Source organism: Aeromonas sp. 603404 (assembly GCF_049171775.1).
Taxonomy (GTDB): domain Bacteria; phylum Pseudomonadota; class Gammaproteobacteria; order Enterobacterales; family Aeromonadaceae; genus Aeromonas; species Aeromonas veronii_A.
In genome coordinates this window covers 84148-107214 of sequence record NZ_JAAKPE010000014.1, presented here as the reverse complement: position 1 = coordinate 107214, position 23067 = coordinate 84148, and the positions used below count along the sequence as shown (strand labels likewise).

At 59.3% G+C, this 23067-nt stretch carries 18 protein-coding genes; 8 read left to right on the top strand and 10 right to left on the bottom strand.

Annotation, left to right across the window (positions count from 1 at the left end):
- Positions 1 to 19 precede the first annotated feature (19 nt).
- From gshB to ruvX, 3 genes are all read left to right on the top strand, one after another.
- Positions 20 to 970, top strand: coding sequence for a glutathione synthase (gshB, locus tag G5306_RS17000; protein ID WP_005358722.1), 951 nt, complete (start codon positions 20 to 22; stop codon positions 968 to 970).
- 202 nt (positions 971 to 1172) lie between these two features.
- Positions 1173 to 1727, top strand: coding sequence for a YqgE/AlgH family protein (locus G5306_RS16995; RefSeq protein ID WP_005349793.1), 555 nt, complete (start codon positions 1173 to 1175; stop codon positions 1725 to 1727).
- 43 nt (positions 1728 to 1770) lie between these two features.
- Positions 1771 to 2193 carry a Holliday junction resolvase RuvX gene (ruvX, locus tag G5306_RS16990; protein ID WP_005343821.1) on the top strand — a complete coding sequence of 141 codons (423 nt, stop codon included), beginning with the start codon at positions 1771 to 1773 and terminating at the stop codon, positions 2191 to 2193.
- Positions 2194 to 2253: 60 nt separating this feature from the next.
- On the opposite strand, the gene dtpB is transcribed toward ruvX, so the two are convergent.
- The 4 genes from dtpB to ampC all read right to left on the bottom strand — a co-directional run bounded on the left by dtpB (position 2254) and on the right by ampC (position 8080).
- Complete coding sequence (dtpB, locus tag G5306_RS16985; RefSeq protein ID WP_421313262.1) at positions 2254 to 3759, bottom strand: dipeptide/tripeptide permease DtpB; 1506 nt, start codon at positions 3757 to 3759, stop codon at positions 2254 to 2256.
- A 710-nt stretch (positions 3760 to 4469) separates the two neighbouring features.
- Positions 4470 to 5432, bottom strand: a complete 963-nt coding sequence (gene yidZ, locus G5306_RS16980; RefSeq protein ID WP_216979315.1) for an HTH-type transcriptional regulator YidZ — start codon at positions 5430 to 5432, stop codon at positions 4470 to 4472.
- An 18-nt stretch (positions 5433 to 5450) separates the two neighbouring features.
- Positions 5451 to 6623, bottom strand: coding sequence for an MFS transporter (locus G5306_RS16975; protein ID WP_421209730.1), 1173 nt, complete (start codon positions 6621 to 6623; stop codon positions 5451 to 5453).
- A gap of 296 nt (positions 6624 to 6919) precedes the next feature.
- Positions 6920 to 8080 (bottom strand): FOX/MOX family class C beta-lactamase, encoded by a 1161-nt coding sequence (gene ampC, locus G5306_RS16970; protein ID WP_421209732.1) that lies wholly within the window; start codon positions 8078 to 8080, stop codon positions 6920 to 6922.
- Positions 8081 to 8252: 172 nt separating this feature from the next.
- Here ampC and G5306_RS16965 point away from each other — a divergent pair, with 172 nt between their 5' ends.
- Genes G5306_RS16965 through G5306_RS16955 form a run of 3 tightly spaced genes read left to right on the top strand, consistent with a single transcriptional unit; the run spans position 8253 to position 12170 of the window.
- On the top strand, positions 8253 to 9173 hold the full coding sequence (locus G5306_RS16965) for an AAA family ATPase (RefSeq protein WP_421313260.1): 921 nt from the start codon (positions 8253 to 8255) through the stop codon (positions 9171 to 9173).
- Positions 9173 to 10168 (top strand): DUF58 domain-containing protein, encoded by a 996-nt coding sequence (locus G5306_RS16960; protein WP_421313258.1) that lies wholly within the window; start codon positions 9173 to 9175, stop codon positions 10166 to 10168. Before G5306_RS16965 ends, G5306_RS16960 begins: the two co-directional genes overlap by 1 nt.
- Positions 10155 to 12170: a transglutaminaseTgpA domain-containing protein gene (locus tag G5306_RS16955; protein WP_421313256.1), complete on the top strand. Its 2016-nt coding sequence runs from the start codon at positions 10155 to 10157 to the stop codon at positions 12168 to 12170. Before G5306_RS16960 ends, G5306_RS16955 begins: the two co-directional genes overlap by 14 nt.
- 62 nt (positions 12171 to 12232) lie before the next feature.
- Here the strand turns inward: G5306_RS16955 and G5306_RS16950 are convergent, their stop codons facing one another.
- On the bottom strand, positions 12233 to 13663 hold the full coding sequence (locus G5306_RS16950) for an alanine/glycine:cation symporter family protein (protein WP_042055130.1): 1431 nt from the start codon (positions 13661 to 13663) through the stop codon (positions 12233 to 12235).
- Between the two features lie 701 nt (positions 13664 to 14364).
- On the opposite strand from G5306_RS16950, the gene tal reads away from it, so the two are divergent.
- Both tal and G5306_RS16940 read left to right on the top strand, forming a co-directional pair.
- The gene (tal, locus tag G5306_RS16945) at positions 14365 to 15315 is read left to right on the top strand and encodes a transaldolase (RefSeq protein WP_005343804.1); all 951 of its coding nucleotides are present in this window, start codon (positions 14365 to 14367) and stop codon (positions 15313 to 15315) included.
- Positions 15316 to 15475: 160 nt separating this feature from the next.
- On the top strand, positions 15476 to 15658 hold the full coding sequence (locus tag G5306_RS16940; protein WP_005338547.1) for a DUF3545 family protein: 183 nt from the start codon (positions 15476 to 15478) through the stop codon (positions 15656 to 15658).
- A 289-nt stretch (positions 15659 to 15947) separates the two neighbouring features.
- On the opposite strand, the gene accA is transcribed toward G5306_RS16940, so the two are convergent.
- From accA to lpxA, 5 genes are all read right to left on the bottom strand, one after another.
- Positions 15948 to 16898, bottom strand: coding sequence for an acetyl-CoA carboxylase carboxyl transferase subunit alpha (gene accA, locus G5306_RS16935; RefSeq protein ID WP_005338549.1), 951 nt, complete (start codon positions 16896 to 16898; stop codon positions 15948 to 15950).
- 15 nt (positions 16899 to 16913) lie between these two features.
- A complete protein-coding gene (gene dnaE / locus G5306_RS16930; RefSeq protein ID WP_236356388.1) occupies positions 16914 to 20393 on the bottom strand; it encodes a DNA polymerase III subunit alpha in 3480 nt (1159 codons plus the stop codon).
- Between the two features lie 38 nt (positions 20394 to 20431).
- Positions 20432 to 21022: a ribonuclease HII gene (rnhB, locus tag G5306_RS16925; RefSeq protein WP_421313254.1), complete on the bottom strand. Its 591-nt coding sequence runs from the start codon at positions 21020 to 21022 to the stop codon at positions 20432 to 20434.
- A 118-nt stretch (positions 21023 to 21140) separates the two neighbouring features.
- A complete protein-coding gene (gene lpxB / locus G5306_RS16920) occupies positions 21141 to 22280 on the bottom strand; it encodes a lipid-A-disaccharide synthase (RefSeq protein WP_421313253.1) in 1140 nt (379 codons plus the stop codon).
- Positions 22273 to 23064 carry an acyl-ACP--UDP-N-acetylglucosamine O-acyltransferase gene (gene lpxA, locus G5306_RS16915; RefSeq protein ID WP_236352923.1) on the bottom strand — a complete coding sequence of 264 codons (792 nt, stop codon included), beginning with the start codon at positions 23062 to 23064 and terminating at the stop codon, positions 22273 to 22275. Before lpxA ends, lpxB begins: the two co-directional genes overlap by 8 nt.
- Between the last annotated feature and the right edge of the window lie 3 nt (positions 23065 to 23067).

Sequence of the window (23067 nt, the reverse complement as noted above, 5' to 3'; positions counted from 1 at the left end):
CCACAAGAAGGATATTCGGATGACCATTAAACTCGGCATCGTGATGGACCCCATCTCGGCCATCAACATCAAGAAAGATTCCAGCTTTGCCATGCTCGAAGAGGCGCAAAAGCGCGGCTATGAGCTCTTCTATCTGGAGATGAAGGATCTCTACATGGAAGCTGGTCGCGCCTTTGGCACCATGCGCCCGCTCACCGTCAAATATGACTATGCCGACTGGTACACCCTGGGCGAGGTGGTGGATCAGCCCCTCTCCAACCTCGATGTGATCCTGATGCGCAAGGATCCGCCGTTCGACACCGAATTTATCTACGCCACCTATATGCTGGAGCGGGCCGAGGATGAGGGTTGCCTTATCGTCAACAAGCCGCAGAGCCTGCGTGACGCCAACGAGAAGCTCTACACCGCCTGGTTTGCCGAACACACCCCGACCACGCTGGTGACCCGCCGCGCCGACAAGCTGCGCGCCTTCCACGCGAAGCACAAAGACGTGATCCTCAAGCCGCTGGACGGCATGGGCGGTGCCTCCATCTTCCGCATGAAGGAAGATGACGCCAACGTCGGCGTGATTATCGAGACCCTGACCGCCCACGGCAGCCAGTACTGCATGGCGCAGACCTATCTGCCCGCCATCAAGGATGGCGACAAGCGGGTACTGGTGGTGGATGGCGAGCCGGTTCCCTACTGTCTGGCCCGTATTCCGGCGCAAGGCGAAACCCGTGGCAATCTGGCTGCCGGTGGCCGTGGTGAAGCGCGTCCCCTGAGCGAAGCCGACTGGGCCATCGCCCGTGCGGTAGGCCCCACCCTGAAGGAGAAGGGGCTTATCTTCGTCGGCCTCGATATCATCGGCGATCGGCTGACCGAGATTAACGTCACCAGCCCGACCTGCATTCGCGAGATTGAAGCCGCCTTCGACGTGCACATTACCGGCATGCTGATGGATGCCATCGAGCGTCGGCTGGCCCAGTAATCACCAGGCAGGCTAAACCGACCTGTTCGGGGGTAACCCGCCCCTGACAAGCCCTGAAAAAGAGAGGGTGGCCCAGCGCCATCCTCTCTGTTTTAAGACAATCCGGAAAGGGGCGGGATCTCGCCCAGCCCAAAAAGCGGTTTTTCCCATGGGGATCAACTGCCATAATTGACCTCAAATACCTTTGCACTATTTGGCCTCTATGCAAACACTGCAAAATCACTTCCTGCTTGCCATGCCAAGCCTGACGGATCCCTACTTCGAGCGTTCGCTGGTCTATCTGTGCGAGCACAACGAAGAGGGCGCCATGGGACTGGTCGTCAACATTCCGGTCGAGATGTCGCTGGAAACCATGCTGACTCAGCTCCAGCTCAACCCGCCCAACAACCCGGAGCTCAAGCAGCCGGTACTGCAAGGTGGGCCGGTTCACGCCGATCGTGGCTTCGTGCTGCACAGCTTCCGCCCCGGTTTCAACTCCACCCTGCAGGTGGGGGATGAGATGATGGTGACCACCTCCAAGGATATTCTGGAAACCCTGGGTACGAGCGAGGCCCCTGCCCATTGGCTGGTGGCCCTTGGTTATGCCGGCTGGAGCGCCGGGCAGCTGGAGCAGGAGCTGGTGGACGGCGCCTGGCTGGTGATCCCCCCCAATCCGGCTCTGGTGTTCAAGACCCCCATTCACAAACGTTGGCAGCAAGCTGCCGCCAGCATAGGGGTGAACCCGGTTCACCTCTCCAGCGACATCGGCCACAGCTGATCGGCTGGCCCGCTCCGCTCTCTATTTCGAGGATTTATCAGTTATGTCATCACGCAGCATCATGGGCTTTGACTATGGCACCAAGAGCATTGGCGTCGCCATCGGTCAGGAGCTAACTGGCACTGCCCAGCCTCTGCGCGCCCTCAAGGCCAACGACGGCATCCCCAACTGGGACGAGATTGAGAAGCTGCTCAAGGAGTGGCAACCGGACCTGCTGGTGGTCGGCCTGCCGCTGAACATGGATGGCACCGATCAGGAGATCACGGTACGGGCCCGCAAATTCGGCAACCGGCTGCATGGCCGTTTCGGCAAGCCGGTGGAATTCAAGGATGAGCGACTCACCACCACAGATGCCCGTGCCCGCCTGTTTGAGCGGGGCGGCTATCGCGCGCTGGAAAAGGGCAGTGTGGACGGGGTATCGGCGCAGCTGATCGTCGAAGCCTGGATGGAAGAGCAGTACAACTAAGCCATCAACAGCAAGGCAAGGGTCGCCGCCCTTGCCTTGTCTCGCACTATCCTCCCCTCATTACGCCTGTGATTGACCCGCGACCAGCCCCTCGGCCTCTGTCGGCGTCGCATTCATCATCCGGTTGAGCCAGGGCACCATCAGCCCCATCACTACCGCAATCAGCAAGGTCGCCATCCCGATCTTGCCAAACACGCCGGTGTAAATGGGCAAAGTTTGCAGCGGATCCGTCATCCCTTGCGGCACGGCGGTAAAAGTCGCCACATAGCCCCCCAGCAGGGACGCCATCGCCTGAGTCAGGAACCACATTCCGAGAATGAAGCCCATCAGCCGTTGCGGCACCAGCGCAGCCACCATCGCCAGTCCCAGCGCACTGATCATCAGCTCTCCCAGACTCTGGAACAGGTAGATAAGCACCATAAACCAGGGGGAGGTCAGCCCCTGCTCATCGGCAAACCACCAGCCGGATGCCGCCGCCGTCAGAAAGCCCAGCGAGCAGAAGAACATCCCGAGGGTGAACTTGAGCGGCATGGTGAGATCCCGCCCCTTGCTGCCCATCCGGGTATAGATCATCGCGAGTACCGGGCTACCCACCACCACCCAGAAGGGGTTGAGCGCCTGGAAGCTGATTGGGTTGACGCTCATGCCCAGCATTTCGTGGTGCATGTTGTTGATGGCAAAGAAGTTCAGAGACGTCGGCATCTGGGCGTAAAGCACATAGAAGAGCACCGCCTCCAGCATTAGCACGAAGGCCACATACATCTTGTTGCGACCCACGGTGTCGAGCTTGAACGCCTCGCGGAAAAAGAAAATCACCACGGCGATAGTCACCGTCATCAGCACCATGTTGGCGATCACCACGTGGTGCATCAACCAGGCACAAAAGAAGACCATGACCACCGAGCCAGCCAATACCATCAGCAACTTGCCGTAGTTGAGGGGCAGATGATCCGGCTCGGAGCCAATGTCTTTCACCATATTGCGGCAGGCAAAGAAGGTGAGCAGCGCAATCACCAGCCCGACACCGCAGAGGTTGTAGGTGACGGTATAGCCGTAGTGATCGGCGATGACCGGAGCCAGCGACAGGGAGATAAGCGAGCCGATATTGATCGACATATAGAACAGGGTAAAAGCCCCATCCAGCCGCGGATCTTTTGGCTGGTAGCATTTTGACAGCAGGCTGGCCGGATTGGCCTTGAACAGGCAGTTACCAACTGCAATGGTGCCCAGCGCATAGAAAATCAGGTCGGGATTATAGATAGAGAGGCCGGTCATGAAATAGCCGATAACCAGAACCACGGCCCCCAGCACCATGGTGCGCTTGGTACCGAGAATATGGTCGCCGACATAGCCACCGACCGAGATCAGGCCATATACCAGCGCCGAGAAGGCACCGAAGGTAATAAAGGATTGCTCTTGGGAAAATCCCAGTTGTTGCACAAAGAAGACCGCCAATACCCCCTGCACGCCGTAATAACCGAAGCGCTCCCAGAGTTCGACGAAAAATATCATAAAGAAGGGTTTGGGTTGTTGTAACAACCCGGTCGGTGCTGTTGCTGGACGCATATCAACCTGCCTTTGCTGAGATTTATTTTTATTAATCTGATGGTGGCTACCGCACTATTTTTTTGCCCGCCATTGCCATAACGGGGAGCACAGTCAGCCTGCCAATCTGGCTATTTTCGGGTGCAAGCGCCCCGTTCGATGAAAGGTGTTTTTCATCTAGCCGGTTTCAATTACGGGTTATCGGGGGATGGTGAGTGGCGTCTCCCAGTACAGTTACCGGCTCCGGGTTCTACCTTTGCTGCATCCCTTCACTCAAGCCGGTTTATCAACCTTGATGCTTATTCCTCTCTGCTCCGTCACTCATGGCTGGTGGCCAGATAGCCGGGGCATGACACGGCCACAGACGACCTGTGGGGCTGGCTCACGCCGCGCTCTACTGACAGTCACCTACGCAGGCGCTATCTAACCCCGCCATTCCAAGGGGTGTCATGCTATATCACTGCAAATACAGGAACTTAATGGTCGATCACACTTTAAAAGTGACCATTAGTGAAGTTTTCTAATGAAACCACATGAATTTTTTTCGTGAAAAGAGCTTCACTCGAGACGTGCAACCAAGGCTAATCTGTGCATAAAGAGAGTTGAATGGCACACAGTTGAACCCGAACTCGGCACTTAAGTCGTGCAAAAGCCCACTCATCCGGGCGATACGACAACAAAAAGCCGGAGCAGATGGCTCCGGCTGCTCGATGGGCACCGTCACGGCCACATTAGCGTGGCGATTCGTCGTTGTAGAGCCGCCGGATCTCGTTGCGCAGCCACATCACCTTGGCATCCTGATTGTGCCGTTTGTGCCACAGCAGGATGAAGGCGATCTCCAGCTGGGCGTAGAGCTTCTCGGGGAGCGGCAGCGGCATGGCGATCAGATTGTCGTGATGCCGACTGGCATAACCACCACAGTAAGAGGGCGCCACCGCAATCAGCTCGTGGCTCGACTGGGAGGCAATATGCAGCGCCTGCTCGAAGCTGGAGACCATGATGGGCACCTCCCGCTTCAGCCCCTCGTCCTCCAGCAGACTGTCGAGGGCCCAGGTATCGTTCGCTTCCCACACCATGCTGATCTGGGGGCAGGCCAAAAAATTCTCCAGCGACCACTTCTGCTGGAGCAAGGGGTGATCCTTGCGCAGGAACACCACCGGGCGATCGGTGAACAGCACCTCGTGATCGATGTAATAAGGCAAGCGGTTGACCTTGGCCAGGGAGCGGCCATGGGTCTCGCGGGCGCAGAAGCCGAGATCCGCATCGCCATTGACGATGTCGTTGAGGGAGTGGTGATCCCACCCCAGCATCCTGACCACCGAGTTGGGGTACTTCTGGTAGATGGTCATGGGCAGATCGCTCAGGAAGCTGATGTAGAAGGGGGACTCCATCACTAGGGTGAAGCGGGCACCATCGGGGATCGCCTCGCTATTGAGCGAGGTGATGTTGTCAGTGAGCTGGAACCAGACCTTCAGCTCCTCCTCCAGGGTCAGGGAGAGGTTGGTGGGCTGCAACCCCTGCCGTACCCGTACAAACAGGGGATCGTCAAACCACTCCCGCAATTTGGCCAAAGACTTGCTCACCGCCGACGGAGTGACACAGAGCTTTTTCGCCGCCCCTGCCACACTGCGCTCCTGCATCAGGTACTTGAATACCACCAGCAGGTTCAAATCGAGTTCACCCAGATTGCGCATATCCCCTCTCATCTTCCATCAGCCCTGCGACCGCGCTTCACGAAGCGCGAGCCATGGTAACAGCCCTTTGACAGCCAGGTAACTGAGCAGTGCCAGCAGCAGAGCGCAGATCAGCATCTCGGACGGAGTAAAGCCAAGTTGGCCCAGCAGCCAGATATAGAGGCCGGAGAGGCTGATCTGCATGATGCAGAGCACGGCGCTGGCAAAGGCCACGTTATGCTGACAACCATCGAGCGCCTCCCCCATCGCTACCCCGAAGCCACAGGAGAAGCCGACACAGACCAGCGCAAACCCCGGCAGCAAAAGATGGATATCGCCCCCCGCCTGCCAGCTGCCGATCAGTGAGCACGCCGCCAGCAGATAGGAGAGATGAGACACCGCCAGCACCTTCTGTTTGCCCAGCCAGCGCAACAGCAGGGGCATCAGAAAGGAGGTGGACATACTCACGCCGGCCATCACCATCATCACGATGGAGTACTGCTCGGTGGTGAAGCCAAACTCCTTCATCAGGATCAGCGGCGAGACGCTGACATAGACCAGAATGGCGGTCACGCTGGCACTGGTCAGCAGGGAGAGCAACATAAAGCGCGGGGAGCGCAGCAGGGCAAAGGGTTGCCCCGCGCTACTCCCCGGTTGCCGCGCCGGGCGGGTCTCCTTGAGCAGCAGCAGGTTGACAAGACCGCTGACAGCCGCCACCAGCGCCATCGCCACGAAGATCCCGCGCCAGTCAAAATGGGACAGAATTAGGTAACCGAGCACCGGCGCCAGCACCGGGATCACGCAGATCACCCCGTTGATCATCGAGAGCGCCATCGCCAGCCGCTCCTGACTCAGCACATCCCGCAGCACGGTAAAGGTCATGATATAGAGCGCCCCCGCCCCGACTCCCTGCCAGAAACGGCCGAAATAGAACTGGCCAATCTCCTCCGCATTGCCTGCCACCAGCGAGGCGAGGACAAAGATCAGCGCCCCCCCGAGCACCACCCAGCGCCGCCCGTAGCGATCGGCAATCATCCCGCCCAGCAGCACGGTGGCCGCCATACCGAACAGATAGATAGAGAAGGCGGTGTGGATCTGCGCCTCGCTCGCCTGCAAGGCATCGGCAATCTGGGGCACAGCGACCAGATAGAGATCGATCCCGACCGGATAGAGGATGATCATCAGAAAGGCGCACAGCAAAAAAGTTCTCATGGAGGCTCCGTAACAGAAATCTGGCCCCTGTTCGGCCAAAAGCGCGACAAACAGCAGGCAAACTGGTGACTATGCGGAGCACTATAGGAGGGGGCTACCACCACACCTAGTGAAGAGATGGCGATCTATACATTCCAAAATGGAAATATTGTTTCTATCGGTGTGCTATTCAGGCAACTAGATGGACAAGCCGCCGGGCAGAAGAGCACCGTGAGCTGAGTAAAAATAAACGCGATAAAAAGTGCACCGGGTACAATCCCGGCGCACTCGCTTGCGGTAAAACGCAGCCCCCGTGATTAGTCGGCCAGCTTGCTCAAAATGGCGTAGGCCGCCTTGATCCGGGCATCATTGGGATAGTTGCGGTTGGCCAGCATGACGATGCCAATCCCCTTGGCCGGGACAAAGGCAACATAGGCACCAAAGCCGTTGGTCGATCCCGTCTTGTTGTAGAGCCGCGGCTCCCCCATATCTTTGGGCGCGGCAAAGCGTTCCACCGGATTGGCCTTGAAGCTCACTGCCGGCGAGTTGCCCGCCAGCAGTGCCTGCTCGGTGACGGGATAGGCATAACTCTCCCAGCCCAGCCCCTGAGTCATCTCTCCTACCGAGAAGAAACCGGTATGAGTCATGGCAATGGCCTGCTGCATGGTTACATCACCGCGTTTGGTCATGTTGGCCTCGACAAACTTGATGAAATCCGCCGAGCTGGTCTTGATGCCATAGGCCTCGTCCGCCAGCACTCCCGGATTGACCCGGATCGATTTGTCCTCTTTGGAGTAGCCATAGGCGTAATCACCCATGGCTGCCGCAGGCACCTTGAGGTAGGTGTGGGCAAGGCCGAGCCCCGGCAACAGAGTCTGGCTCATCAGTTGCTCGAAGGGTTGGCCCAGAGAGCTCGCAGCCAGATAGCCGAACAGACCTATGCTGGGGTTGGAGTACTCCCGTTTGGTACCGGCGGCAAAGCGCGGCGTCCACTGGCGGTAGTAGGCTTGCATCTTCTCTGCCGAGTCGACCGCATCGGGGAACTGCAGTGGCAAGCCACCTGCACTGTAGGTGGCAAGATCGGCCATGGTCACACCATCAAAGGCAGACCCTTTCAGCCAGGGCGCGTGCAGGCTCACCTTGTCATCCAGCTTGAAGCCCCCCTTGACCACGGCGTAGGCACCGAGGGTCGCGGTCAGGGTCTTGCTGACCGAGCCGATTTCAAACAGGGTCTGCTCGCTGACGCGCTGACCGCTCTCCCGGTTGGCAACGCCATAGTTGAAATAGTGGGTCTTGCCATCTTTCAGTACGGCAACTGCCATTCCCGGGATCCGGTACTCCTTGAGCACCGGCTGAATGGTGCCATCCACTATTGTGCTCAGGGATACCTCACCGGCAGCATAGGAGAGCGAAGATGACAATGAAGAGAACAGCAGGGTGGCCAGCGTTAATAGTGAAGTCGTGGTTCGTGATTGCATTGGGTTATTCTCGTGGCAAATGAAATTGGGATTAGCATAAACAAGATGTATGTGCCCACGATGAAACTGTGTGAAGTCTCGGTGAAGTGAGCATCGCTTACCGCTCGATGAGCCCTTACTCTGCTCGCTGGCGTATAAGCTGTTGGGGCCAAGGAAAGAAACGGAGGCGCAGGTGAGATCACAAGAACAGATCACGACCGTACTGGGGACACTGGAGCAAGTCATTCTGGGCAAGCCGCTACAGCTGAAAATCGCGCTGGTGACCCTGCTGGCGCGCGGTCATCTGCTGATCGAAGATCTGCCCGGCATGGGCAAAACCACCCTGGCCCACGCCCTGGCGCAGGTGCTGGGGCTGGCATGCAGGCGGATGCAGTTCACCGCCGATCTGCTCCCCGCCGACCTGCTGGGGCTTCAGATTTTTGACCCCCAGCAACAAACATTTCGCTTTCACCCCGGCCCCATCTTCACCCAGGTTCTACTGGCGGACGAGATCAACCGCGCCAGCCCCAAAGTACAGAGCGCCCTGCTGGAGGCGATGGCCGAAGGCAAGGTGAGCATCGAGGGCCACACGCACCCACTCCCCGATCCGTTTTTCGTCATCGCCACCCAGAATCCGGCGGATCAGGCGGGCACCTATCCGCTGCCGGAATCCCAGCTCGACCGCTTCGCCGTGCGACTCTCGCTGGGTTTTCCACCACGAGAGGCGGAGCGCCAGCTACTGCGGGGCCACCAGCCGACTGGCCCGTTGCCCGCCATGCTGGATGCTGCCGGACTCGCCACCTTGCAAAGCGAAGGGGGGGCTATCCATGTTTCCGATGCCACCCTCGACTACCTGCTGGCACTGGTGCACCAGAGCCGCTTTGATGGAGATCTGCCACAGCCCCTCTCCCCCCGTGCAGCCCAGACCTTGCTGGCGGTGAGCCGTGCTTGGGCGCTGGTGGCGGGGCGGCGCTTTGTCACGGTGGAGGATGTGCAGGCCGTCTTCCCTTATGTGGCCGAGCATCGGCTGCGGGGCAGCTTTGGCGTACAGCACGGTGAAGCCTGTCCCCTTAGCCAGCGATTGCTGGCCCGGGTCGATCCGGACAATCCCTGATGAGCAAATTGCTAAACCGTTGGCAGCAGTGGCGAGCCCGCTGGCAGCGGCGCTGGCTCGACCTCCGCATTCCTCCGGCCCGCCAGATAACGCTGGGACCGAGAACCCTCTTTATTCTCCCCACCCGCATGGGGCTGCTCTATCTGCTGGTGCTGCTTGCCATCTATCTGCTCGGCACCAACTACCAGAACAATCTGGTATTGCTGGTGGCCTACTGCCTCGGCAGCCTGTTTATGGCAGCCATGTGGCTCACCCACCGCAACCTGCTGGGGCTGGAGCTGCTGGGTGGCCCGCTGGTGCTGGGGGAAGCGGGTAGCCAGCTGCCTATCCGTATCTTGGTGCAGAGCCCGCGCCCGGTACAGGCACTTCACTTTAGCCTCAACGAAGGCACCCTCTGGCTGGCACAGGCCGACGCTGTGGCCAGCTCAGTTATCCTGCCAGTATCGGGCTCTCGCCGCGGGCCACTGCCCCTTGGCCGATTGCGGGTCGAGAGCCGCTACCCCCTCGGCCTGTTTCGCTGCTGGTCCCTGCTGGACTTGCAACTGGAGGGCTGGCTTTCCCCCAAACCGGCATTCGGGGCGTTAAGAGGGGAGCATGCGACCCAAAGCGAGGGGCATCAGGGCCAGCCCGCTCCGGCCACTCTCGGTGACTTTGATACCCTGCGGACACATCAGGCCGGTGAGCCACTGAGCCGGGTCGCCTGGAAGCAATTTGCCCAAGGGCGCGGCCTGCTGACCAAGCAGTTTCATGAACCTCAGCAGGATGACACTCACCTCACCTTGCAGCGGATCGCGGGTGGGGATCTGGAGCAGCGGCTGGCGGTGCTGGCCTGGTGGTGCGCCGATTACGGCAAGCGGGGTATCCCCTTCACCCTGACGTTGGCAAACCAGACGCTGGGGCCCGATAGCGGCGCCGCCTTTGTGCAGCGCTGCCTGCTGGCACTGGCCCAATTCGATGCCACACCACCGAAGAGCACGCCAGATGCTGCTCGATAACCGCCGCCTGCTGCCACTCATCGCCCTGCAACAGCTGCTGCTGGTCGCGGCGCTCTGGCCCCAGTTGCAACTCTGGGTAGTGGCAGTGGGCGCCATCACTCTCGGCGTCCGGGCCATGATGCTGTGGCGCGGCTTGCCGCCCCTGCCTGCCCGCTGGTTGGCGCTGCTGGCCATCACAACCGTGGTGTTGCTGGGGTTGCAGTGGCGCACATTGGGCACCCTGCCCGCCCTGATCAATCTGCTCTGGCTCGGCTATAGCCTCAAGATGATCGAGGTACGGCGCGAGCGGGATATCGAGCAGGTGCTGCTGCTCGCCTTCTTCCTCATCGCGCTGGCGCTGGTACAACGCCAAAGCATCGGCTGGACAGCCGGGATGGCAGTGGCACTCTGGCTGGCAGTGACCGCGCTGGTGACCGCCGTCGTCCCCGAGCAGAAACGGCCTTGGCGCAGTGCGGGGAGCGCCCTGCTGCTGGCGCTGCCCTTGCTTATCACCCTGTTTATACTACTGCCAAGGCTGCCGCCCCTCTGGCAGATGCCCACCACCAGCCGTGCCCTGTCCGGCCTCTCGGAAGAGCTGGCCCCCGGCGATATCAGCGAACTGGTCAACTCCTCGGAACTGGCGTTTCGGGTCAGCTTTGCCGATGGCCCGCCCCCTGTCCGCGAGCGCTATTTTCCGGTGATGCGCCAAGAAGTTTTCGATGGTCAGCGCTGGTTGCTGAGCCCCGAGGTCAAAGCATGGCAGCAGACAGTGCCGGTGCAGACCGGGCTGACCCTTCTGGCATCATCTTCACGGGCAAGCAATCAGCTGGCAGATAGTCCATTACCCGCCGGGAGCTACGAGGTGATCGCCGAGCCCCAGCGCCACCGCTGGGCCTTTGCCCAAAGTGAACCGACTATTCTGACTGGATCAGTGCTGCTCACCCCCATTCACACCCTCTATCGGCAGGGGAGCGGCGAGGTGGCAATCCGCTATCGCATTGGCCGCGGCGAAGCACAGATCGAGGACGACCACCAAGCCGCTCAGCGCAACCTGCAACTGCCAGCCGGAGGCAACCCGAGAGCGCGCGTCCATGGCCAAGTGCTGGCTGTGCGCTATCCGGATCGCGCAGAGCTGGTCGCCGCCCTGCTAGCGCAGTTTCGCAGCCAATCCTATTACTACACCCTGACACCGCCACGACTTGGCGGTGACGGGGTGGATGAGTTCCTGTTCGATACTCGGCGCGGCTTTTGCGGCCACTACGCCATGGCGACCGCTTTCGTGCTGCGCGCCGCCGGTATTCCGGCACGGCTGGTCACCGGTTATCTCGGCGGCGAGTGGAATCCCACGGGCAACTATCTGGCGGTACACCAGTTCGATGCTCACGCCTGGGTGGAGTATCTCGATGAAGGAGGAACATGGCGGCGAATCGACCCCACTGCGGCAGTGGCACCGGAGCGCATTGAAGGCGGCGTGAGGGAGGCCCTGAGCGACGAGTTTACCGCCGCCGACCCCCTCGCTTTGCAGCGTTATCGCAACTGGGCCCTGCTCAATCAGCTGCGCTGGTGGGGCAACAATATCGACTACCAGTGGAGTCGCTGGGTGATTGGTTACGATGCGGGCCAGCTCTGGCAGCAAATCGGTCTGCGCTGGCCTGCACTGGCGGGATACACTCCCTGGTTGATCCTCGCCAGCCTGATGCTGGTCGCCCTGCTGGTGAGCTTGCCCCTGCTGTTGCCCGCCCGTCTGCCGCCAGAGCGGCGCATCTGGCAACCCCTGCTCAAACGGGGCAAACGCAGCGGCTATTCCCCAGAGCCTGCCGAGAGCATGGGAGCATGGTGCGAGCGGCTGGCGCGGCTGCGCCCCGACCTTGCCCATCCCCTGCTAAAGAGTGCGTGGCTCTATCGCCGCTGGCGTTATGCCCTCCTCAACGACCGGCAACAAGGGCGCTGCTGGCGCCTGTTGCAACGGCGTATCAGACAGCTCGCCCAGCGCTGGGATCAGCCGCCGAAGAGCGGCTCATAAAAGAAGGGGGAGCCACCGGCTCCCCCTTCAGGTTTTAATCAAGAGGTTTGACTCACCGCTTGTTATTTTTTGGTCGGATTGTCCCAGATCCCCTCTTCCAGCTGGGAGCGGATCTCGGGGTATTTGTTGGCATCGAAGGTGGGCACCTTGCCCAGCCTGAGCTGGTCGTTGTAATCCTTGGCCAGCTTGATGGCGACGCCGGAGAGCAGCAGGATAGCCACCAGGTTGACGATGGCCATCAACCCCATGGAGACATCAGCCATTGCCCAGACGGTCGGCAACTCGCCCACAGAGCCGAACATCACCATGCCCAGCACAAACATCCGGAACAGCATCAGGCCGCCCTTGTGGTTGTGCTCGAGGAACACCAGATTCGTTTCGGCATAGGAGTAGTTCGCCACGATAGAGGTGAAGGCGAAGAAGAAGATGGCCGCCGCGATAAAGATGTTGCCACCGCTGCCAATCTGGGAAGAGAGCGCCCGCTGGGTCAGCTCGACACCGGTCACGCCGGAGCCCGGCTCAAACTGACCTGACATCAGGATGATGGCGGCGGTACAGCTGCAGATGACGATGGTATCCATAAAGACCCCCAGCATCTGCACATAACCCTGGGAGGCCGGGTGCGGCGGATAGGGAGTGGCAGTCGCTGCAGCGTTGGGCGCAGAGCCCATGCCCGCTTCGTTGGAGAAGAGACCACGCTTGATACCGTTGATCATCGCCTGGGAGATGGCATAACCCAGCGCACCCGAGCCAGCCTGCTCAATCCCGAAGGCGGACTTGATGATCAGCATGAAGACATGGGGCAACTCGGTGATGTTCATCGCCACGATCACCAGCGCCAGCAGGATGTAGGCCAGCGCCATAAAGGGCACCACCAGCTCGGCAAAACGGGCAATGCCACGAATGCCGCCGAAGATAATCAGGCCGGAGAGCGCCACCAGCGCCAGACCGCTGACCCAGTCAGGAATGCCAAACGCCACCTTCATCGCCAGACTGATGGAGTTGGCCTGCACCGCGTTGAACACCAGGCCAAATGCCAGGATCAGGCAGAGCGAGAAGACCACCCCCATCCAGCGCATGCCAAGGCCTTTCTCCATGTAGTAGGCCGGGCCACCACGGTAGTTGCCATCCTCATCCTTGACCTTGTAGAGCTGGGCCAGGGTGCTTTCAACGAAGGCGGTCGCCATGCCGATAAAGGCAATCAGCCACATCCAGAAGATGGCGCCGGGGCCACCCAGATAGATGGCGACTGCCACACCGGCCAGGTTGCCGGTACCGACACGGGCGGCAAGGCTGGTACAGAGGGCCTGGAAAGAGGAGATGCCCGCGTTGTCCGATTTACGACTGTTTTTCAGCACGGAAAACATGTGGCCAAAGTGACGGATCTGGATAAAACCCAGGCGGAAGGTGAAAAAGATACCGACCCCGATGAGCAGGTAGATGAGCACGGCTCCCCACATCAGGTCGTTTAGCATCGCAATCAAGGTGTCCATAATTCTCTCGTTGTTATTCACATCCATGGCCAGTCTGCGCTGACCGTTTTCTGTCTGTCGTTTAATTAGCGTTTCGCTAAAGGGGCGGAATCTAGCACAGCGGGAGAGCCCGGAATAGTGATCCCGGTCACGCGAGACACAAAAAACGAACGGTAAAAGCCCATAAAGCTCCATTTAAATCGCAAACTTTCAACAAACTCAATAATTCAATCAGACAGGCCACCATTAAGCCCCATAAGAGAACCATTTTGGTATATCCCTGATGAGCTATACGAAAACGCAAACGCTTGCATGAAATGGCTTTCAAACGGAGACATTTCGCCAAACGTTTTCGCTGTAATTAAATTTCAAGTACGTAGTGAGATAATTTATGTGATCGACGACACAAATATGGATATTGGCTAAAAAAGTTCAGCTGAAAGCAAACAGGATCGAGGTCGGAACGAAATGTAAAAAACCTTACTAATCATATAGTTTCAAGCCATAAAACGGGATAACTCAACAGCCTGAATGTTTAACAACCAAGCGCCCCTATTGCAGGATGCACCACATCAGTATTAATTAGGCAGGCAATGACGATGGGCCGCCCCCATCGCGCTTTTCTGAGCCTGAGGCACCAAGATCCTGTAATTTTATTTCAGAACCACCGTCTCAAGCCCGCAACCCAGGGATTACTCCCTCATTAAGAGATGATATTCGCTATGGCCGATAAATTAACCCAGCTGAAAGCCCTGACCACTGTTGTTGCAGACACCGGTGATATCGAAGCCATCAAACGCTATCAGCCCATCGATGCCACCACCAACCCCTCTCTGGTTCTGAAGGCCTCCGAGATCCCCGAGTACGCTCCGCTGATCGAAGACGCCATCAAGTGGGCCAAAGCCCAGAGCCAGGACAAGGCACAGCAAATCATAGACGCGGGCGACAAGCTGGCCGTCAACATCGGTCTGGAAGTGCTGAAGATCGTTCCGGGGCGCATCTCTACCGAAGTGGATGCCCGTCTCTCCTTCGATACCGAAGCCAGCATCGCCAAGGCCCGCAAGCTGATCCGTCTTTACAACGAAGCGGGCATCAGCAACGACCGCATTCTGATCAAGCTGGCCTCCACCTGGGAAGGGATCCGTGCCGCCGAGGTTCTGGAGAAAGAGGGTATCCAGTGCAACCTGACCCTGCTGTTCTCCTTCGCCCAGGCCCGTGCCTGTGCCGAAGCCGGTGCCTTCCTGATCTCCCCGTTCGTGGGTCGCATCCTCGACTGGTACAAGGCCAAAAATGGCCGTGATTACACCGCCAGCGAAGATCCGGGCGTGGTCTCCGTTACCTCCATCTACAACTACTACAAGCAGCACGACTACCCGACCGTCGTGATGGGCGCCAGCTTCCGCAACACCGGCGAGATCCTGGAACTGGCCGGTTGCGACCGCCTGACCATTGGCCCGGCCCTGCTGGAAGAGCTGAGCAAGAGCGAAGGCGCCGTGGTACGCAAACTGGACTACACCGGTGAGCGCAAGGCCAAACCGACCCCGATGACCGAAGCCGAATTCCGCTGGGAACTGAACCAGGATGCCATGGCTCACGAGAAGCTGGGCGAAGGCATCCGCATGTTTGCCATCGACCAGGGCAAGCTGGAAACCATGTTGGCAAGCCGCCTGTAATCGGTTCTTTTTTCTGATAAAAACCGGGCCCCTACCAAGGGGCCCGGTTTTTTTTCATGGGCTTTTTTAGCGCTGTCATAGAGTCGTCACGAAAACGTTTTAATTTCAGATTCGTTATGTTATACGGGTGGTGAAAACGATAAAAACCAAGGAGGGAGCCATGGAAATGTTCAACTTCGATTATGACGAGGTGGTTGAACTCGGTTCGCGTAGCCGCGGGACAACGGGAAAAAAACGTAAATGGCGTGAAATCGAGGCGTTGAAAGACAAACATCGCCTGCAGAAGGAGCTGCAATCCATCGATATCGCCTATGAAGGTCTTACAGACGAGATTGAACTGTAATACCGCCAAGACACCTGTAAAAGCGCTCCGCATAGCCGGGGCGCTTTTTTATGCCGCTATCGGATGATCAAGCGGCATGTCATGCCACGGGCAGGCGACAGACAACGCGTTGCCGCAGTCCCTGACAGCCCTCACCAACAGCGTGGCATACCAACCCTGCCCCTCACCCGCGAAGACTGAGCTGTGCCGTTTCAGGGCGCATTGGGGCAATCACCGCAAGACAAGTCATCAGCAATAAAAAGCCCCCGTCGCTGACGGGGGCCTGAATACTCGGGGCAGACGGCTGCTCTTAGCAGTAGCCGTAGCCCAGCAGACGCTGGTAGCGCTGCTCCAGCAGCTGCTCGGTATCGAGCGGACGCAGGGCGTCCAGATCCTGCTTGATGCGAGCCTTGAGGTTTTTGGCCATCTTCTCCACATCGCGGTGGGCACCACCGAGGGGCTCGTCGATCACGTGGTCGATCAGCTTGAGCTCTTTCAGACGCTGGGCAGTGATACCCATCGCTTCGGCAGCCACAGAAGCCTTGTCTGCGCTCTTCCACAGGATGGAGGCACACCCTTCCGGCGAGATGACGGAGTAGGTGGAGTACTGCAGCATGTTGACGCGGTCACCCACACCGATTGCCAACGCGCCACCGGAGCCACCCTCACCGATCACGGTGCAGACCACCGGCACGGTCAGACCGGCCATCACTTTCAGGTTGCGGGCAATCGCTTCGGACTGACCACGCTCTTCGGCACCGACTCCGGGGTAAGCGCCAGGGGTGTCGATAAAGGTGATGATCGGCATCTTGAAGCGCTCGGCCATCTCCATCAGACGCAGGGCCTTGCGGTATCCTTCCGGACGCGGCATGCCGAAGTTGCGCTTGATCTTCTCTTTGGTCTCGCGACCCTTCTGGTGACCAATCACCATCACCGGCTCACCGTCGAGACGGGCGATGCCGCCGACGATAGCCTTGTCATCGGCATAGGCGCGATCGCCAGCCAACTCGTCGAAATCGGTGAAGATATGCTCGATATAGTCAAAGGTGTAGGGGCGCTGGGGATGACGCGCCATCTGGGATACCTGCCAGGCACCCAGATCACCGAAGATCTTCTTGGTCAGCTCTTCGTTTTTCTTCTCCAGCCGGCGGATCTCGTCTTTCAGATCCACGGCGTGATTGCCTTCACTCACATGTTTGAGTTCATCAATCTGCGCCTGCAACTCGGCAATCGGCTGTTCAAAATCCAGAAAAAGACTCATAGGGCCTTAGAACCTCTAATCAAAAACCAATTCAACCCGCTCTCGTCCAAGCAGGACTCGCAAGTCATCTATCAGTTGATCGGTGGGCGTCACCCGCCACTCGGTACCGAGCGTCAATCGCACCCGGGAGCCGGGGCGACGATAGTTTACCTGAACCGGACAGACTCCGGCACGGGCGGGTTCCAAAATCTCGCACAAACGCGGGAAAAAGCGATCATCAATCCGCTGTTCATCGAGGGAGATGCGGATTGCTCTGGCAAAACGCTCCCTCGCATCGTTGATATCCAGTAATTCTCGAGCCGACATTTTAAGGCCACCAGAGAAGTCATCAAAGCTGACCTGTCCAGAAACCACCAAAATGCGGTCTTTTTGCATCAATTCTTCATATTTTTCCAGCGCTTCACTGAACAGGGTCACATCGAGGCGACCGGAACGGTCGTCCAGAGTGAAGATCCCCATCTTGTTGCCACGCTTGGTCACCATGCTGCGGGCCGCGATCACCAGCCCAGCCGCCGTGGTTACGGTATCGCGGGAGGTGGGATGCAGATCGCACAGGCGACCCGAGGTATAGCGACGCAATTCGCTGCTGTACTGGTTGATGGGGTGGCCGGTGAGATAGAGCCCGAGGGTCTCGCGTTCCCCTTCCAGCCACACCTTGTCAGGCCAGTGCGGCACGTTGGCAAACGCCTTTTTGACGTCGTCAATCTCTTCAGTGAGCACGCCGAACATGTCGACCTGCCCCACTGCCTGCGCCTTGGCGTGCTGCTCGGCGGCCCGCATCGCCTCCTCCAAGGTCGCCATCAGGGCGGCACGGTGGGGGCCGAGCCGATCCATGGCGCCGGAGAGGATCAGCTTCTCCATCACCCGCTTGTTGAGCTTCTTGATATCGACCCGATTGCAGAAGTCGAACAGATCGCGGAACGGGCCGTCCTGATCCCGGGCGCTGAGGATAGCGTCGATAGGGCCTTCACCCACCCCTTTCACCGCCCCGATCCCGTAGACGATATGGCCATCTTCGTTGACCGAGAAGCGATAGCGACCGGTGTTCACATCCGGCGGGATCACCGTCAGCCCCATCCGCTGGCACTCGTCCACCAGGGTCACGATCTTGTCGGTGTTGTCCATATCGGCGGTCATCACCGCCGCCATAAACTCGGCCGGGAAGTGGGTCTTGAGCCAGAGGGTCTGGTAGGAGACCAGCGCGTAGGCGGCGGAGTGGGATTTGTTGAAGCCGTAGCCCGCAAACTTCTCCACCAGATCGAAGATCTTCATCGCCAGTTCGCCGTCGACGCCATTCTTGACGGCGCCCTCCTCGAAACCGGCTCGCTGCTTGGCCATCTCCTCGGGCTTTTTCTTACCCATCGCCCGGCGCAACATATCCGCGCCACCCAGGGTATACCCCGCCAGGGTCTGGGCGATCTGCATCACCTGCTCCTGATAGAGGATGATGCCGTAGGTCGGTTCCAGAATCGGTTTCAGGCTCTCATGCTGCCACTTCTCGTCCGGATAGGAGATCGCTTCATTACCGTGTTTGCGGTCGATGAAGTTATCCACCATGCCTGACTGGAGCGGGCCCGGTCGGAACAGGGCCACCAGTGCGATCATATCTTCGAAGCAGTCGGGGCGCAGCCGCTTGATGAGATCCTTCATGCCGCGGGATTCCAGCTGGAATACCGCCGTGGTCTCGTAGCGCTGCAGCAGGTCGAACGACTTCTTGTCATCGATGGGGATGGCGGCGATGTCCACCGGCGGCTTGCCCTCTTTGGCAAGACGCGGGTTTATCATGCCGAGCGCCCAGTCGATGATGGTGAGGGTCCGCAGACCCAGGAAGTCGAACTTCACCAGCCCGGCGTACTCCACGTCGTTCTTGTCGAACTGGGTGACCGGGTGATGGCCTTCGTCATCGCAGTAGAGCGGCGCAAAGTCGGTGATCTTGGTGGGTGCGATCACCACGCCACCGGCGTGTTTACCGGCGTTGCGCACCACCCCTTCGAGACGGCGAGCCATGTCGATGAGGTCTTTGACCTCCTCATCCTGTTCGTAGAGCTCGGGCAGCTTGGGCTCAGCCTCGAATGCCTTGGCAAGCGTCATGCCCGGATCCGGCGGGATCAGCTTGGAGATACGATCCACAAAGCCGTAGGCGTGACCCAACACCCGGCCCACGTCCCGCACTACTGCCTTGGCCGCCATGCTACCGAAGGTGATGATCTGGGAGACCGCCTCCCGACCATACATATCGGAAACGTGCTCGATCACTTCATCGCGCCTGTCCATGCAGAAGTCGACGTCGAAGTCGGGCATGGATACCCGCTCGGGGTTCAGGAAACGTTCGAACAGCAGGTCAAATTCCAGCGGGTCGAGGTCAGTGATCTTGAGGGCGTAGGCCACCAGAGAGCCCGCACCCGAGCCCCGGCCCGGGCCAACGGGGATGCCGTTGTCCTTGGACCACTGGATAAACTCCATCACGATGAGGAAGTAACCCGGGAAGCCCATCTGGTTGATCACTTTCAGCTCAACATCGAGACGCTCGTCATACTCGGGACGACGCTCAGCCCGCACCGCCGGATCCGGGAACAGGAACTCGAGACGCTCCTCCAGACCCTCTTTCGATTTGGCCACCAGAAAATCTTCGGTGGTCATGTCGCCGGTCGGGAAGTTGGGCAGGAAGTACTCACCGAGACGCACCGTCACGTTGCAGCGTTTGGCGATCTCCACCGTGTTTTCCAGCGCTTCGGGGATATCGGCAAACAGCTCGGCCATCTCCTCCTGACTGCGCAGGTACTGCTGGGGGCTGTAGCGACGGGGACGGCGTTTGTCCATCAGGGTATAGCCATCGTGGATGGCAACCCGGATCTCGTGGGCGTCGAAGTCATCGGCGTTGAGGAACACCACCTCGTTGGTGGCGACCACCGGCAGCTCGAACTCGGTGGCGATGGCCACCGCCATGTGCAGGTAGACCTCTTCGTCGGGTCGACCGGTACGCAGCAGTTCGAGGTAGTAGGCATCGGGGAAGTGGGTCTGATAGAAGGCGACACACTGCTCGGTCATCTGCCGGTTGCCCTTGAGCAGGAACTTGCCCACATCCCCCTCGCGGCCACCGGAGAGGACGATCACCCCCTTGGCGTGTTCGGCGAGCCAGCTCTTGTCGATAACCGGCCGCCCTTGCACGTGGCCGCGCTGGTAACCGCGGGAAATAAGCAGGGTGATGTTCTGGTAGCCGTCGTTATCCATGGCCAGCAGGGTGAGACGGAACTGCTCGTCGCCGAGCTCATCGCTCTGCACCCAAAAGTCGGCACCGACGATGGGCTTGATCCCCTTGCCGTGGGCCGCGCCATAGAAGCGCACCAGACCGCACATGTTCATCTGATCGGTCAGCGCCAGCGCCGGCATGTTGTTGGCCGCAGCCGCCCCGACGATGGGGTTGATCTTCTGCAGGCCATCGACCATGGAGAAGTCGGAGTGGACTCGCAGGTGGATAAAACGGGGTTCAGCCATCGTCATCTCCTCTCGCTGCTCAAACTAAATGGCATGGTCTACTCGATCCCCAGTGCGCGGCGCACCGGTTTGAAGCTCTTGCGATATTCGGGCAACGGGCCCCGTTCGGCCAGAATGGCGAGGTGCTCAGCGGTCGGATAACCCTTGTGACGGGCAAAACCATATTCGGGATGACGGCTGTCCAGCTCGGTCATCTCGCCGTCGCGGGTCACCTTGGCGAGGATCGAAGCGGCACTGATGGCGGCCACCAGACTATCGCCCTTGACCACGGCGCGCGCTTCCATCGGCAATGCAGGGCAGCGGTTGCCATCGATAAAGACCAGCTCGGGGGTGACCTTCAACCCCGCCACGGCGCGCTGCATCGCCAGCATGGTGGCATGCAGGATGTTGAGCTCGTCGATCTCCTCCGGAGTGGCGCGACCGATGGCCCAGGCGAGCGCTTTCTCTTTGATCTCGTCAAACAGGGCGAAGCGCTTCTTCTCGGAGAGCTTCTTGGAGTCGTTGAGCCCCGCGATCGGATTGGCGGGATCGAGAATGACCGCAGCGGTGACCACGTCACCCACCAGGGGGCCACGGCCCACTTCGTCCACACCGGCAACCAGCTTGTCGTCAGGAATATCGATCATCATCTTGTAGCCTTGAATCAAAACAGGCCCCGTGGGGCCTGACAGGGGTCGACTGGCGCGGCATTACCGCTCGAAAACGAATGAACGGGTAGCGCGGCGCAATCGACGGTCCGAAATAGCGTTATCTGCCGAGCAGATCCGCCACCGCATCGGCGGCCTGCGAGTCGGCATTGCAGCGGATCAGCTGGTGCAGCTCGGTGAAGGTGTTGACCAGCGCACTGTTGTCGTGCTCGAAGTACTTGCTCACCTCTTCCACCAGATTCTCCGGGGTGCACTCATGCTGGATGAGTTCCGGCACCAGCATGCGACCGGCGAGCAGGTTGGGCAGAGAGACAAATTCGGTCTTTACCAGTCGCTGGGCCAGCCAATAGCTGAAGGGCTTGAGCTTGTAGCCCACCACCATCGGCTTTTTCACCAGCATGGCTTCAAGCGCCGCGGTACCAGAGGCCAGCATCACCACGTCAGCGGCGATCATCGCCTCGCGGCCCTGCCCTTCCAGCAGCACCATGTCGAGACCCGGTGCTACCTCGGCCTTGATGGCCATAAACTGCTCACGCCGTTTCTGGTTGACCAGCGGCACGATGAAGCCGAGATCCGGATAGCGCACCGTCAGGTGTTTGCATGCCTCGAGAAACAGGGGGGACATAAAGCCCACTTCTGCGGTGCGGCTGCCCGGCAGCACCGCCAGCCAGCGGCGATTGGCATCGATACCGAGATTGCGACGCACGGCAGCCTGATCCGGCACCAATGGAATGTCATCCGCCATGGTGTGACCGACAAAACGGCAAGGGGCGTCGAAGCGGTCGTAGAAGGCTTTCTCGAACGGCAGGAAGGCGAGCACCATGTCGGTAGCGGCCTTGATCTTATGAATGCGGTTCTGGCGCCAGGCCCACACCGAGGGGCTGACATAGTGAACCGTCTTGATACCGGCGCGGCGCAGTTTCAGCTCCACTCCGATATTGAAATCCGGTGCATCCACGCCGATGAAGATATCGGGCGGATTGGCAATAAAGTGGCGCAATAGTTCGCGACGGACCTTGAGAATGCGCGGCAGACGGCCCAGCACCTCGGTGATCCCCATGACGGAGAGCTCTTCCATCTCGAACAGGGCCTTGACGCCGAGGGCCTGCATCCGCGGCCCGGCGATCCCTTCGAACTGCACATCCGGGTAGCGGGCTTGCAGCTCACGCACCAGACCGGCAGCCAGAATGTCGCCGGAGACCTCTCCGGCGACTATACCGATTCGAACCGGATCAGGCACGGATGATCCCGCGTTCGTTATCTTTGAGGAAATCCACATAGAGCTGGACGGCCGGTTCGGCTTGCGCCATCTCGATCAGCACCGGCAGCACCTCTTCGATGGTCTTGCCAGAACGGAAGATCTCTTTGTAGGCACGCTTGACGGCAGAGATGGCCTCGGCGCTGAAACCGCGGCGACGCAGACCTTCTGAGTTGACCCCGAATGGCTTGGCGTAGTTGCCGGCGGCCATCACGTAAGGCGGCACGTCCTTGTTCAGGGCGGCGCAGCCACCGACGAAGGCGTGGGAACCGACGCGACCGAACTGGTGAATGGCGGAGAGACCACCAAAGATCACGAAGTCACCGATCACCACGTGGCCCGCCAGGGTCGCGTTGTTGGCGAAGATGCAGTTGTCACCGATGATGCAATCGTGGGCAACATGAACGTTGACCATGAACAGGTTACCGCTGCCCACCTTGGTCAGGCTCTGATCCTGAATGGTACCGCGGTGGAAGGTGCAGTTCTCGCGAATGACGTTGTTGTCGCCAATCTCGAGGAAGGTGCGCTCACCGGCGTACTTCTTGTCCTGGCAATCCTCACCGATGGAGGTGTGCTGGAAGATCTTGTTGTCGCGACCAATCTTGGTCGGGCCCTTGATCACCACATGGGAACCTACCCAGGTGTTGTCACCGATTTCCACCTCGGCGCCGATGACAGAAAAGGGGCCGATTTCAACCCCTTTACCGATCACGGCAGACTCATGGACGATGGCAGTATCGTGAATGATGGCAGTCTGGTCGATCACGTG

Excerpts from the sequence above, each read along its gene's own strand:
- yidZ (WP_216979315.1), bottom strand. The coding sequence starts at position 5,432 with ATGCGCAATCTGGGTGAACTCGATTTGAACCTGCTGGTGGTATTCAAG.
- ruvX (WP_005343821.1), top strand. The coding sequence starts at position 1,771 with ATGTCATCACGCAGCATCATGGGCTTTGACTATGGCACCAAGAGCATT.
- dtpB (WP_421313262.1), bottom strand. The coding sequence starts at position 3,759 with ATGCGTCCAGCAACAGCACCGACCGGGTTGTTACAACAACCCAAACCC.
- G5306_RS16975 (WP_421209730.1), bottom strand. The coding sequence starts at position 6,623 with ATGAGAACTTTTTTGCTGTGCGCCTTTCTGATGATCATCCTCTATCCG.
- dnaE (WP_236356388.1), bottom strand. The coding sequence starts at position 20,393 with ATGGCTGAACCCCGTTTTATCCACCTGCGAGTCCACTCCGACTTCTCC.
- G5306_RS16940 (WP_005338547.1), top strand. The coding sequence starts at position 15,476 with ATGGAAATGTTCAACTTCGATTATGACGAGGTGGTTGAACTCGGTTCG.
- G5306_RS16960 (WP_421313258.1), top strand. The coding sequence starts at position 9,173 with ATGAGCAAATTGCTAAACCGTTGGCAGCAGTGGCGAGCCCGCTGGCAG.
- G5306_RS16950 (WP_042055130.1), bottom strand. The coding sequence starts at position 13,663 with ATGGACACCTTGATTGCGATGCTAAACGACCTGATGTGGGGAGCCGTG.
- G5306_RS16995 (WP_005349793.1), top strand. The coding sequence starts at position 1,173 with ATGCAAACACTGCAAAATCACTTCCTGCTTGCCATGCCAAGCCTGACG.
- accA (WP_005338549.1), bottom strand. The coding sequence starts at position 16,898 with ATGAGTCTTTTTCTGGATTTTGAACAGCCGATTGCCGAGTTGCAGGCG.
- ampC (WP_421209732.1), bottom strand. The coding sequence starts at position 8,080 with ATGCAATCACGAACCACGACTTCACTATTAACGCTGGCCACCCTGCTG.
- tal (WP_005343804.1), top strand. The coding sequence starts at position 14,365 with ATGGCCGATAAATTAACCCAGCTGAAAGCCCTGACCACTGTTGTTGCA.
- rnhB (WP_421313254.1), bottom strand. The coding sequence starts at position 21,022 with ATGATGATCGATATTCCTGACGACAAGCTGGTTGCCGGTGTGGACGAA.
- gshB (WP_005358722.1), top strand. The coding sequence starts at position 20 with ATGACCATTAAACTCGGCATCGTGATGGACCCCATCTCGGCCATCAAC.
- G5306_RS16955 (WP_421313256.1), top strand. The coding sequence starts at position 10,155 with ATGCTGCTCGATAACCGCCGCCTGCTGCCACTCATCGCCCTGCAACAG.